At 66.6% G+C, this 12,404-nt stretch carries 13 protein-coding genes; 6 read left to right on the forward strand and 7 right to left on the reverse strand.

From position 1 onward, the window contains the following. Positions 1 to 150: 150 nt before the first annotated feature. The 6 genes from FIU85_RS17440 to FIU85_RS17465 all read left to right on the forward strand — a co-directional run bounded on the left by FIU85_RS17440 (position 151) and on the right by FIU85_RS17465 (position 6,816). On the forward strand, positions 151 to 1,362 hold the full coding sequence (locus FIU85_RS17440) for a hypothetical protein (RefSeq protein WP_254702937.1): 1,212 nt from the start codon (positions 151 to 153) through the stop codon (positions 1,360 to 1,362). A gap of 154 nt (positions 1,363 to 1,516) precedes the next feature. Beyond that, positions 1,517 to 2,230 carry a response regulator transcription factor gene (locus FIU85_RS17445; protein ID WP_152497795.1) on the forward strand — a complete coding sequence of 238 codons (714 nt, stop codon included), beginning with the start codon at positions 1,517 to 1,519 and terminating at the stop codon, positions 2,228 to 2,230. A gap of 37 nt (positions 2,231 to 2,267) precedes the next feature. Continuing rightward, on the forward strand, positions 2,268 to 3,392 hold the full coding sequence (locus FIU85_RS17450; protein WP_254702938.1) for an FIST N-terminal domain-containing protein: 1,125 nt from the start codon (positions 2,268 to 2,270) through the stop codon (positions 3,390 to 3,392). Continuing rightward, positions 3,392 to 5,686 carry a PAS-domain containing protein gene (locus tag FIU85_RS17455; RefSeq protein WP_254702939.1) on the forward strand — a complete coding sequence of 765 codons (2,295 nt, stop codon included), beginning with the start codon at positions 3,392 to 3,394 and terminating at the stop codon, positions 5,684 to 5,686. The genes FIU85_RS17450 and FIU85_RS17455 overlap by 1 nt, the downstream gene beginning before the upstream one ends. Positions 5,687 to 5,701: 15 nt before the next feature. Further along, positions 5,702 to 6,376, forward strand: coding sequence for a hypothetical protein (locus FIU85_RS17460; protein WP_368372970.1), 675 nt, complete (start codon positions 5,702 to 5,704; stop codon positions 6,374 to 6,376). A gap of 113 nt (positions 6,377 to 6,489) precedes the next feature. Next, positions 6,490 to 6,816, forward strand: coding sequence for a hypothetical protein (locus FIU85_RS17465; protein ID WP_152498305.1), 327 nt, complete (start codon positions 6,490 to 6,492; stop codon positions 6,814 to 6,816). Positions 6,817 to 6,823: 7 nt separating this feature from the next. On the opposite strand, the gene pqqE is transcribed toward FIU85_RS17465, so the two are convergent. The 7 genes from pqqE to FIU85_RS17500 all read right to left on the reverse strand — a co-directional run bounded on the left by pqqE (position 6,824) and on the right by FIU85_RS17500 (position 12,364). After that, entirely contained in the window at positions 6,824 to 7,933 is a 1,110-nt protein-coding gene (pqqE, locus tag FIU85_RS17470) for a pyrroloquinoline quinone biosynthesis protein PqqE (RefSeq protein WP_152497797.1), read from the reverse strand. Further along, complete coding sequence (pqqD, locus tag FIU85_RS17475; RefSeq protein WP_152497798.1) at positions 7,930 to 8,205, reverse strand: pyrroloquinoline quinone biosynthesis peptide chaperone PqqD; 276 nt, start codon at positions 8,203 to 8,205, stop codon at positions 7,930 to 7,932. The genes pqqE and pqqD overlap by 4 nt, the downstream gene beginning before the upstream one ends. Then, positions 8,205 to 8,954, reverse strand: coding sequence for a pyrroloquinoline-quinone synthase PqqC (pqqC, locus tag FIU85_RS17480; protein WP_152497799.1), 750 nt, complete (start codon positions 8,952 to 8,954; stop codon positions 8,205 to 8,207). The genes pqqD and pqqC overlap by 1 nt, the downstream gene beginning before the upstream one ends. Further along, entirely contained in the window at positions 8,951 to 9,847 is an 897-nt protein-coding gene (gene pqqB / locus FIU85_RS17485; RefSeq protein WP_152497800.1) for a pyrroloquinoline quinone biosynthesis protein PqqB, read from the reverse strand. The genes pqqC and pqqB overlap by 4 nt, the downstream gene beginning before the upstream one ends. Positions 9,848 to 9,875: 28 nt before the next feature. Further along, a complete protein-coding gene (gene pqqA / locus FIU85_RS17490; RefSeq protein WP_057796095.1) occupies positions 9,876 to 9,974 on the reverse strand; it encodes a pyrroloquinoline quinone precursor peptide PqqA in 99 nt (32 codons plus the stop codon). An 87-nt stretch (positions 9,975 to 10,061) separates the two neighbouring features. Next, positions 10,062 to 10,748 (reverse strand): response regulator transcription factor, encoded by a 687-nt coding sequence (locus FIU85_RS17495; protein ID WP_152497801.1) that lies wholly within the window; start codon positions 10,746 to 10,748, stop codon positions 10,062 to 10,064. Positions 10,749 to 10,795: 47 nt separating this feature from the next. Then, positions 10,796 to 12,364, reverse strand: coding sequence for an ATP-binding protein (locus FIU85_RS17500; protein ID WP_254702940.1), 1,569 nt, complete (start codon positions 12,362 to 12,364; stop codon positions 10,796 to 10,798). Positions 12,365 to 12,404 lie beyond the last annotated feature (40 nt).

The following is a 12,404-nucleotide window of genomic DNA, read 5'->3' on the forward strand; positions in this document are numbered from 1 at the left end:
GCGGGCCTGGCCGGGTGGTGCGGGCGGGAATGGTCAGCGCGGCTTGCAATGGCGGACCGGGGGGACAGGGTCGTGGGCCCGCCCCGGCCTGAGGGCCGGGGCCTCTGGCGATGGCGGGCGGGAGGTCCCGGATCAAGTCCGGGACGGGGGGTGCGTGCAGCGGGCCTGTGCGTCTGGATGGTGGCGATGGTCGTTCCGATGATCCCGGACATCGCGGTCGGGCAGACGCGCGAGGTGCATCCCGGCGAGTTGTCCCTGGAGGTCAGCGTGGAAGAGCGCGCCGTGACGCCCTACACGCGCGAGATGGTGCTGTTGACGATCCGCGGCACCTATCGGCGTTACATCACGCGCGAAACGCTCGTGCAGCCGGAGCTGGAGGGGTTCAACTGGTCGCAGCTGGGGCCTGACACCTGGCGCGAAGAGCGGGTGGAGGGGCGCGCGGTGAAGGTCTTTATCCGGCGCATGGCGGTGTACCCGGAGCGCCCCGGCACCCTGACCATCGGGGCGTTCCGGCACCAGCTGACGCTGACGGACGAGGGAGACGACTGGTTCGCGCACGAGATCGCGTCCGAGCCGATCACGATCGAGGTGGACCCGGCGCCGGAGGGCAGCGACTGGTGGTTCCCGGTACGTCAGTTGCAGGTATCGGACCAGTGGTCGAACGCACCCGACCAGCTGACGCCGGGGGAGGGCGTGTTGCGGGTCATCCGGATCGAGGCACTGGGGGCCACGCCCGAGATGATCCCGCCGATGCCGGAGCTGACCTCGCCCACGGGCATGATCTTCGCCCACCCGGAAAAGCGGCTGATCCAGCTGACGCCGGAGGGGCCGAAGACCATTGCCTTCTGGCGCTGGACGATCCGGCCGGGCAACGACGTGTCGGCCGTGGTTGAGCCGCTGAGCTTTGATTACTTCGACACCACGACGCGGCAGAGCCGGACGGTCGAGATCAATGCGCAGCGGGTGGCCTATGGCGCGCGGGTGCCCGGCAGCGGCGATGATCCCGCCGACACCGGGCAGGCGGCGCCCCGGCCCGACCCCGCCGAAGCGGTCATGCCGGGAGTTCCGGCGCTGGGCGCGGCGCTGGCGGTGTTCGCGGCGGCGCTGATGCTGGGCCTGCGCGGACGGGCGTGGTCGGGCCTGCCGCGGCTGTCGGACCGGGTGCCGGCCCTGCATCCGCAGCGGCGCGCGCTGCGCCGGGCGGCGCGGGCCGGGCGCGTCGGGGAAATGCGGCGGGCGCTGGTGGCGCTGTCCCGGTCGGGCCCCGGCGCGGACCGCTATCGCGCCCGGCTGGCGGAGCTGGACCGGGCGATCTATTCGGACGCGGCCCCGGCGGGCGACCTGGCGCGGTTTGCACGCTGAAGGGCGGGACGGTCGCGGGCCCTGCAGGGCAAGGCGACGTCTTGCTGCGCGCCGAGGCGGAGCGGGTGGCCGACAGCCGCCGGTTCCGCCGCGCCTGTTCCAAACGGTTGATCATTCTCGATTTGGTGCTACTTTTCCCTTCGGGAGGATCGGCATGTTGGCAGCAAGAGACGAATGCGCGGGCGCGCAGCCTGTGTCGTCCGTGATGATCGTGGACGACCATCCGCTTTACAGCGACGCGCTGGAAACGGCGCTGACGCTGGGGTTTCCGGGATGCGACATCCGAAAGGCCGGCAGCCTCCAGGCCTGTTTCGACCTGGTGGACGACGATTTCAGACCAGACCTGGTGATGTTCGACCTCAAGCTGCCGGACGTGACCGGCGTGTCGGGATTTGAAAAGCTGCGCGAGCGCTTGCCCGAGGCGCGGGTTCTGGTGATCTCTTCTCTGGCATCGAGCGAACTGGTGCGCAGGCTGTTGCGGTCCGGCGCGATGGGGTTCCTGCCGAAGGACGCCTCGGCCAAGACGTTGCAATTCGCGGTCACCGAGATCGCGGCCGGGCGGCGCTATGTGCCCGCCGAGTACGTCGATGCGGAAGCCGGCGAGGAGCAGAACGATCTGTTCAAGACCACGCCGGAGTTGAGCATCCTGACCCCGCAGCAGGTCAATATCCTGAAGCTGATCTGCGCCGGCAAGCCCAACAAGCAGATCGCCTATGAGCTGTCGCTGGCGGAGGCCACGGTGAAGGCGCATATCACCGCGCTGTTGCGGCGGCTGGACGTGCGCAACCGGACCCAGGCGGTGGTGTTCGTGGAATCGGTGATGGCGCGCCATGCCGAACCCGAGGCGCGCGCCTTCCTTCAGCACTAGGCGCGGACGCGTGAAGCCCGCCCCCCCTGAATTCGTTGTGATCGGGGAATCCCGGGCCGAGGACCCCGCCGCGGCGGTGGCCGAGGCGAGCGAGGCGCTGATGGGCAAGGGCCTGTGCTTTGTTTTCGCGATCCTGCCCGGTTGCCTGGACGTGGACGAGACCAGCGCGCTGTTGTCCGGCGCGTTTCAGGGCGTGCCGGTCTTCGGCTGCAGTTCGGCCGGGCAGATCACCACTGACGGCTATGACGACCAGGCGCTGTTGCTGCTGGGCTTTCCGCGCCGGAATTTCCGCTGCGCGTCGATGCTGTTTCGGGACCTGCGGCCGGATCACGCCACCGCCTTTGCCGCCGAGGCGCAGAAGCAGGCCGAGCGGTTCCGGCATACGGCGGGCTGGAACCGGTTCGCGCTGATCGTGGCGGACGGGTTGTCCAAGCAGGAGGACCTGCTGGTGTCGACGCTGGACGCGGTGCTGGGCGACGTGCCGATCTTCGGCGGCTCGGCCGGCGACGGGCTGAAGTTCGAGCGGACCTTTGTGCTGCATGACGGCGAGGCGCATTCGGGCGCCGCCGTGCTGTTGCTGATCGAGACCGACCTGCAGTTCCAGGGCGTGGCGTTCGACCATTTCCAGCCCGAGGGCGCGCAGATCGTGATCACCTCGGCGGACCCGGAGGAGCGGCTGGTCTACGAGATCAACGGCGCGCCGGCGGCGGAGGAATACGCGCGGCTGGTGGGCTGCCCGCCCGAGGCGCTGAGCCCCGAGGTGTTTGCGGAAAACCCGATGATGCTGCGCCACAACCTGACCCATTACGCCCGCGCGATCAGCGATACCAAGCCGGGCGGCGCGCTGTCGCTGCTGGCGGCCATCGACGACGGGCTGATCCTGACCCTTGGCAAGGCGAAGGGCAGCCTGGATGCGCTGCACGAGGGGTTGTCGACGCGCGATGCCGCGGGGCAGGAGCCGGATTTCATCCTGGGCTTCGACTGTTTCCTGCGGCGGCTGGAATTCGAGCACAAGCAGCTGACGCAGGAGGTGTCGAATATTCTGCGCGCCCACCGCGTGATCGGGTTCAACACCTATGGCGAGCAGAAATCGGGCCTGCACATGAACCAGACCTTCGTGGGCGTGGCGTTCTTCAGGCCCGAAGCGCGGGTGCTGAACTGATGCTGGTGAACCCCGACGAGCCGCTGGATGTGCAGGTCGAGCGCCAGGCGCGGATCATCGACGCGCTGATGCGGCGGGCGAACCGGCAGGACGATGTGCGCCCCTCGGCGTTTCGCGCCTTCCAGTCGGCCATCGAATTGCAGGAGAAGATGCAGGCGCAGGGCCGCGACCTTGCGCGCGCGGTGTCGGAACTGGAAACGGTACGCGGCGAACAGGAGCGGATGCGCAAGAGCCTGGTGGCGGCGCTGTCGTCGATGGAAGGGGGCTTTGCGCTCTTTATCGACGGCAAGCTGGAGCTGTGCAACCATCTGTTCCTGCAGCTGTTCCCGGATATCTCGAACAAGATCGACACCGGGCTGAGCATCGGGCGGTTTTTTGCGAAACTGGTGTCGAGCAAGTTCTTCCGCTCGGCCGACCGCAACCTGGCCACGCTGCCCACGACGCTTGAGAAGCGGCGCGACGAGGGGGTGATTACCTCGGTCATGATCGAGATGGCCGATGACCGCTGGTTTCAGCTGAGCGCGCAGCACACGTCGGGCGACAACGTCGTGCTGCTGTTGACCGAGATCACCGATTTCGTGCGGCGCAACCGGTCGGAGAAGGAAAGCCTGATCGACCGGCAGGAGGATTACCTGAAGGCGGTGTTCCAGACGCTGACCTCGGGGGTGTGCACGTTTTCGTCGCGGGGCCGGGTGTTGATGCATAACGGCCAGTTCCGCGAATTGCTGGGGCTGCCCGCGTCCTATGTCGCGGAAGGCGAGCCGGTGACGGCGCTGGTGGAGTATCTTTTCGCCCACGGGCTGGCGGTCGAGGGCGATGCCGTCAACATCGAGGCGATCTATCGCAAGCTGGTGACCGAGGGCGCGTTTCGCCAGCGCGTGCGGCTGGGGCCCGAGCGGGTGCTGGAACTGCACATGCACGAGATGCCCGACAGCGGCTACTTGGTGGAGGTCGAGGACGTCACGCTGGAGGCCCGCGCAACCGAAACGCTGGAACGCCGGGTGATGGAGCGCACCGCCGAGCTGACCCGCGCCAACGAGAAGCTGACCGAGGAATACGAAAAGAAGGCGCGGGTCGAGGAAGCCTTACGCGACGCCAAGGACAAGGCGGAAAAGGCGGTGTCGTCGAAGACGCGTTTCCTGGCCGCTGCCAGCCACGACCTGTTGCAGCCGATCAATGCCGCCAAGCTGTTGATTTCGACCCTGCTGGAGACGTCGCGCGGCACCGACATGCATGGCATGGTGGAGCGGCTGGAAGGATCGTTCCGGTCGACCGAGCAACTGCTGCACCTGCTCTTGGACATCTCGCGGCTGGAAAGTGCGGCGCCCGACACGGTGTCGCCGCTGGTGGTGAACCTGACCTCGATGATGAACAGCATCCATGCCGACCAGAGCCTTGTGGCCGAGCAGAAGAACGTGAGCCTGAAGATGGTGCCCTGTTCGGTGCTGGTGCGGTCCGATCCGGTGTATCTGTTGCGGTCGATCCAGAACCTGGTGGTGAACGCGATCCAGTACACCCAGCCGGGGGGGCGCGTTCTGGTTGGATGCCGCCGCCGCAAGGGGCTCGTGGTGCTGGAGGTCTGGGACACCGGCATCGGCATTCCGAAACGCGACCAGCAGCGGGTGTTCGAGGAGTTCGCCCGCGCCGATGGCGAGAAGCTGGCCGCGGGCGTCGGCCTGGGCCTGTCGGTGGTGGAGCGGGCCTGTCGGCTGCTGGGTCACAAGCTGTCGGTGAAGTCGAAGCCCGGCGTGGGGTCGGTCTTCCGCATCGAGCTGGAGACGGTGTCGGACGCGCCGGCGGTCAATGAGCCCCTGAGTCTTGCGTCGAATGCCGACGACCTTCTGGAAAACCAGATCGTTCTGCTGATCGAGAACGACGACGACGTTCTGTTCGGCACCACCAAGCGGCTGGAACAATGGGGGGCGGACGTGCTGGCCTGCCGGTCCATCGACGAGGCGGTGACCTGCGTCGAGGACATGGGCATGGCGCCGGATATCATCCTGGCCGACTATACGCTCGACGATGACGAGACCGGGGTGGATGCCATCGGACGGGTTCGCAATCTGACCAAGACGCATGTGCCGGCGATCCTGATCACCGCCGATCGCAGCCCCCGGGTGCGGGCGGCGGGGCTGACCTATGACATCTCGGTGATCTACAAGCCGGTGAAGCTGAACCGGCTGCGGCCGCTGATGGCGTGGAAGATCGGTCAGCAAGGGGATGCCGAGGCGCGGGGTGATACGAAAGTGGCCGGTGACAGCGCCGCCGGAGCCTTTAGTGTCTGGCCTGAATAGGGAGGAGATTTGAGCATGATGATGCGCGTGACGAGCTTTCTGGTCGGCGTCGCCTTAAGCTGTGCCGCCGCCGTGGCCGCGCCGCTGAGCGGGCAGGAAACCTATGACCTGTTGTTCCGCAACGGCACGCTGGATGACGTGTCGCGGGACCAGTCGCTGGTTTACGAGCGGCAGGTCAGCAACGCGCTGGCGCCTGAGGCGGCGGAGCGCGACAGCGGCAAGGTGGCGCTGACCGTGGGCGAGGGGGAAAGCCCGCTGGCGGTGCTGGAGCTGCGGCAGGGCGAAAAGTACCGCAAGCTGGGCCAGTTTCCGGCCAGCGTGGGCAACCCTATGATCATGTTCTTTTACGAGACCGCCGTGCGCGACATGGCCGAGAGCGCCGGCGGCAGCAAGTTCTACATCCGCAACCGGGTGAAGGAGGCGCTGGTGCAGCCCAACGAGGTGACGAGGGGCGAGGCCGAGTTCGACGGGCAGACGGTTCAAACGCAGACGGTGACGATGCAGCCTTTCGCCGAGGACCCGAACCGCGCGCAGATGCGCGGCTTTGGCGACCTCGAACTGACGGTCACGATGTCCGAGGAGGTGCCGGGCTGGTACCTGAGCCTTTTGGCAGAGGCGCCGGGGCCGGAGGGTGGCGACGGCTATCGCTCGGAGGTGACGTTCGAGACGCTGGAGGAGGTGACGCAATGAGACAGCCGGTTGAGTGTGGCACTGCCCGTCCCGGGCTTGACCCGGGACCTCTGCGTTCGGGCAAGAGGCCCCGGCGCGGGGGCCGGGGCGGCGTGGGGCGGGCGTTGGTTGCGATGCTGATCGCGGCGCCGGGGTTGGCGCTGGGCCAGACCGCCGCCGAGCGGCTGAACGATTTTCCCACGGCAGCGCGGGCGGATTACGTGTTCGCCTGCATGTCCACCAATGGCACGACGCGCGAGATGCTGCAGAAATGCTCGTGCTCGGTGGACGAGGTGGCGCAGATCCTGTCCTACGAAGAGTACCTGGAGGCCGAGACGGTGCTCTCGATGCGCCGGGTGGGCGGTGAGCGCATGGCGGTGTTCAACAGTTCGGCTGCCGCGCAGAACCTGGTGGCAGAGTTGCGGCGGGCGCAGGCAGAAGCCGAAATCGTCTGTTTCTGAGCCGGCCCTAGTTGGTCGGCTCGACCGCTTTCTTGCCGGGCATGGTGCGGTAGACCAGCGGCGCGCCGGTGTTGGACGCGTGTGTGTCGGCCTGTGCCTGCAACGCCCCATGATGCGGTGACTTGATGCAGACGGGGTCGGTCGCGGCGGGGTCGCCGACGATGGCCATGGCCTGGCACCGGCAGCCGCCGAAATCCACCAGCTTGCGGTCGCAGGATTTGCAGGGTTCCTGCATCCAGTCGGTGCCGCGATAGGCGTTGAAGGCGCTGCTCTGGTACCAGATCTTGTCCAGCGGCTTGTCGCGGACGGTCTCGAATTCCAGATGCGGGATGGACTGTGCCGCGTGGCAGGGCAGCACTTGCCCGTCGGGGGCAACGTTGAGGCCGGTGGAGCCCCAGCCGCCCATGCAGCGCTTGGGATAGTCGTCGTGATAATCCGCGGGCACGTAGTCGATCACCAGCTTGCCCTTCAGGGCGGCGCGGGATTCCGCGACGATGCGCGTGGCCTCGCGGGCCTGTTCCTTGGTGGGCATCAGGGTGTCGAGATTCTTGAGCGCCCAGCCGTGGAATTGCACGGTGGCCACCTCGATGCGGCGGGCGCCCATTTCCTGGGCCATCTCGATGGCGCGGGGCAGCTGGTGCAGGTTGCGCCGGTGCAGGACGGCGTTGAGCGTCAGGGGAAAGCCGATCTGGCCGATCCACTCGGCCACCTGCATCTTGCGCTTGTAGCCCCCGTTATAGCCGCCGATCTCGTCGGCCATTTCGGGCGTGGTGCCTTGCAGGGACAGCTGGATGTGATCGAGGCCGGCCTCGTCCAGTTCGCGCAGGCGGCGTTCGGTCAGGCCGATGCCAGAGGTGATGAGGTTAGTATAAAGCCCGGCGTCGCGGGCCGCCCGGACGAGTGGCACCAAGTCACGGCGCGAGGCAGGCTCGCCGCCTGAAAGGTGCAGTTGCAGAACGCCGAGCCTTGCCGCCTCGGAAAAGACGCGGACCCAGGTGTCGGTGTCCAGTTCGCTGTCCTGCCGCGCGAGTTCCACCGGGTTGGAACAATAGGGGCAGGAGAGCGGACAGCGGTGCGTCAGCTCGGCGAGCATGGCGATGGGGGCGGGTATTTTCATTGCGCTACGTCCAGAAATCGGCGGTCGCGCAGGGCCGTAAGGAAGCCGTTGCTGTCTTGCGCGATCTGCTCGACCGGGGCGTTGTACTTGTCCGACAGGGCCTGCGTGATCTCGCCAAAGCTGCGTTGGCCATCGACCTCGGTCAGGATGGCGTGACCGATCTGGTCGAGGGTGATGGCGCGTTCGGGGGCGAGCAGGACCCACGTGTCTCGCACCTTGTCGAAATGCAGGCGCACGCCGCGGGGCAGGGAGGGGATGTCGGTGGTGTTCATCAGGAGGCCCTTTCGAGAAGAAGGCCCTCGCCAGGCTGCCAGGCGCCGGGGGGAATGCGGGCGGGTTCTACATAGGCGCTCCAGAGGGCGTCGAGTTGGCACCAGAGCACGTCTGTCTTGAAGATCAGCGCGTTGGCGGCGGCGTCCTGCTTTTCCTGTGTATCGGCGTGGTCGAGCACCCAGGCGAGGCCGAAGGCGACGTCCTTGGGTGCCTCTTTAAGCCTGGTCTTGAAGTAGCTGAGCGAGCTGTCGTCGGCGAAATCGTAATTCTTCAACAGCCCCTCGATCCGGTTGGCGTGGATCTTGGGGGCGAAAAGCTCGGTGAGGGAGGACGCAACGGCCTCCAGCAGCGACTTGTCGCGGACGAAGCGGACATAGGCGTCGCATGCAAATTTGGTGGCTGGCAGCACGCCTTCGCGCGAGGCGACATAGGCGGGATCGAGGCCTACGGCTTCGGCCAGCCGGAGCCAGCGCTTGATGCCGCCTTCGTTCTCGGCCGTGCCGTCGTGGTCTTCGATCCGGCTGCGCCAGGCGCGGCGCAGGTCGGGATCCTCCACTCGGCTCATGAAGGCGGCGTCTTTCATCGGGATGGTGTGCTGGTAATAGTAGCGATTCAGCACCCAAGCGCGGACCTGGTCGGGCGTGCAATCGCCGCCGTGCAGGCGGTCGTGGAACGGGTGTAGGTCGTGATACCGCTCGGCGCCGATCTGGCGCAGGCGGGATTCAAAATCGTCGCGGCTTTGCGTCATGGGGTGATCTCCATTCCGTCTTGTCCGATGATCCAGCCCGCTGCCTGTGCCTCGGCCTTTTCCGCCGAATCCGGGCGCAGCACCGGGTTGGTGTTGTTCATATGCACGAAGACCTTCTTGCCGATGTCGACGCCTGCGAAGGCGGCGATGGAGCCGTCGGGGCCTGACATGGACATGTGGCCCATGCGTTTGCCGGTTTTCTGGCCCAGCCCGGCGCGGACCATTTCATCGTCGCGCCAGAGTGTGCCGTCGAAAAAGACCAGGTCGGCGCCCTGAAGGCGGTCGCGCAGGTCGTCATTGAGCCGTGCGCAGCCGGGGATGTAGAAGGCCGTCGTGTCGCCGTTTTCCAGCACGACACCCACGGTCTGTTCGCCCATCAGGTCGGTCTCGACCGTCTCGCTCTCCATGTAGAGCGGGACCTTTCCCGGCACGGCGAAAAGCGTCGCGGTGAGGTCGGGGGCCAGTTCGAACGGTGCGTCGAGGGCGATGTTGGTGCGGGTGACGACGTCGGAGTTGAGCGCGTCGAAGATGGGATTCGCGGCAAGAACCTCGTGGATGCCTTTGGTGGCGAAGAGCGTGAAGGGCTGCATTTCGCGCAGGGTGAGCAGGCCCGCGACATGGTCGATATCGCCATTGGTCACCAGCACGGAGGTCAGCGGCAGCTTGCGCAGGTCCGTGGGGTGAAGCGCGGATGTGTTCGCCAACTGGTCGCGTATGTCGGGCGATGCGTTCAGGATCGCCCAGTCCGTACCGTTGCCGGTCACGGCGAGGGACGATTGCGTCTGTGTGGGAATGTCGCCCGAACGCGCGAGATTGCAGTTGTCACAACCGCAATTCCACTGGGGCAGGCCGCCCCCGGCAGCAGCGCCGAGAATATGCGCGCGGAATGACATCGAGATATCCTCCCGCGCGCAAACAGTCTTAGATCAGGACTTCGCGCTCTTCGTCGAAGTCAGGTCCGTACATGTTGATTTCCATGCCGCATTCGATTTCGCGGATGATCGGTTTTGCCCATGCCATGATGGTTCTCCTCCTTTGAATGACGCTGTAAACATGACAACTCGGCCGCGGTATTGCGACTCTTATTTTCTATTAAACGCTTAGACTTTAGTCCAAGTTCCGGCATTCCGTGCGCGGCGCGAGGCCGTCGATGACGAAGCCCTGATTGCGTACCGTCTTGATCTCAAACCCGAAATCGGCGTCGCGCAGCTTTTTCCGCAAATAGCCGATATAGACGTCCACCACGTTTTCGTTGCCCGATCCCTCGGTCTGCCAGAGCGCATCGAAGATGTCGCCGCGTGGCAAGGGCGTGCCGTCATGGGCGATGAGAAGGCGCAGGAGGTCGTCCTCGCGCTCGGTCAGGGAGACTCTGGCGGTCTGGGTCTGCAGGCTCCGGTCGGGGGTCAGCGTGGCGGGCTGGGGGCGTTGCGAGGTCGCGCGGCGTTCCTGCACGCGCAGGCGGGCGACCAGTTCGTCGAAGCTGAAGGGTTTGACCACGTAATCGTCGGCCCCGGCCTCGAGCCCCGCCGCGCGGTGTTCGACATCCGAGAGCGCGGAGAGCATCAGGATGGGCAGGGTGGCGCCGCTCTCGCGGGCGCGGCGGACGAGGTCGAGGCCGCTGTCGGCGCCCAGCATGACGTCGATGATGGCGCCCGAGAAGGTCTCGGTCCGCAGCTTTTCAAGAGCGTGGTCATAGCGGTTGACCGTCTCGGCCTCGTAGCCGTGCAGGCCCAGCCCCCGCGCCAGGGCGGAGGTGATTTCCGGGTCGTCGTCGACGATCAGGAGGCGGGTCATGGCGGGGCGGTCTCTTTCGCGGCTGCGGGCTTGAGGATAGCGCCGTTTTAGCCGGATGAAAGGGAAAGGCGAACCGCGATCTTTGTCCCGGGTGCATCGCCGAGGGCGGTGTCGCGGGGGACGGGACTTTCAAGGGTGATGGTGCCGTCATGGGACTCGATCACCCAGCGGGCCAGCGCCAGCCCGATGCCGAACCCCTGGGCCGAGGCGCTGCCCGATTGGGAGAAGCGCTCGAAGATGCCGGGCTGGTCCTCGGGCGGGATGCCGGGGCCGTTGTCGGTGACGGCGATCCGGGCCGTGGCATCGTCAGCCTGCGCGTCGAGCCGGATCCGGCCGCCTTCGCGGGCGTGGCGGATGGCGTTGCGGACAAGGCCCACCAGCACCTGCCGGATCCAGTTGCGGTCGCAGGTGAGGGTGACAGGGGGCACGTCCGAGAGGGTGAGGGTCATGCCCGCGCTGTCGGCCTCGGCGCGGACTTCCTCGTGCACTTCGGTCATGAGGTCTGGGAGGGGAACGGGCGCGGACTCCAGCGCCAGTTGGCCGCTGTCGGATCGGGCGACGCGCAGAAGGTCGTCGATGCGGCGGTTGAGGCGGGCGGCGCGGGCCTCGATCGTGGCGAAGGCGTCAGCCTCGGGTCCGCCCGCGGCGCGGCCGATCTGCGCCTCCATCAGGATGACGGTCAGCGGTGTGCGCAATTCGTGGCTGACATCGGCGAAGAAGCGGCGGCGGTTCTCGTCGATCTCGGCCAGGGTTTCGTTGGCGGCGCGCAATTCCTCGGTCCGGGCGGCGATGATGCTGCTGAGTTGCGCGCGGTCCTCTTCGACCGCCGATTTGCGGGCGGCGAGAGCGTGGGCCATGCGGTTGGTCTCGGCGTAAAGCCCGCCGATCTCGTCGCGGCGGGTTTCGGGCAGGTCGATGGCGAAATCCTCTTGCCCGATCTTCTGTGCCGCCTCGCGCAGGCGGTCGAGCCGGGCGAATTGCGGACGGATGAGGCCGAAATAGAAGGCCAGCACCATCACCACGGCGGCGACGGCGATGCCGATGGCCGCCAGGCTCAGCTTCTTGCGAAGGGTGACGATCTCGGCGCGGATGTCGGCGCGGAACATCTGTTCGGTCTGGACCGCCTGGCTGAGCAGGGGGTCGAAGCCGGTGGCGAAGCTGTCGATATGGGCTTGCAGGCGGGGGCGGTCGATATCGTCTTCGCTGAGGCCGCGCATGGTGCTGGACAGGAGCGCCTCCATCCGGGCGAGGCCAAGCGATTGCGTGCCGAAGCGGGACTGGGCGTCGAGACCGAGATCCTGGGCTTCCTCTACCGCCTGGGCGACGTTCTGTTGCAGGCGCACGAAGGAGCTGCGGAGGTTTTCGACCACGGGCTCAAGCCGCTCGGTGCGGGTGTCGGCGGGCATCTCGCGCTGCACCGCCTCGGTTGCGACGACGAGGAAGGTGGCGGCCTGGGTCGAGAGGCCCGCATAGCCCGACATGCGCTGTTCGGCCTTGAGCGTGGCGTCGAGACGGTCCGAGACGGCCAGCAGACCCAGCCAGAGGATGAGGGCGGTGACCCATGTGCCGACGCCCAAAGCGAGGGCGCCGAGGCCGAGGAGGGTTTTCAGCGACATGGCGCAAGCGTCTTTATCATGGGCATTTGCGATGAAGTGC

It is taken from the genome of Roseovarius sp. THAF8 (genome assembly GCF_009363735.1).
GTDB lineage: Bacteria > Pseudomonadota > Alphaproteobacteria > Rhodobacterales > Rhodobacteraceae > Roseovarius.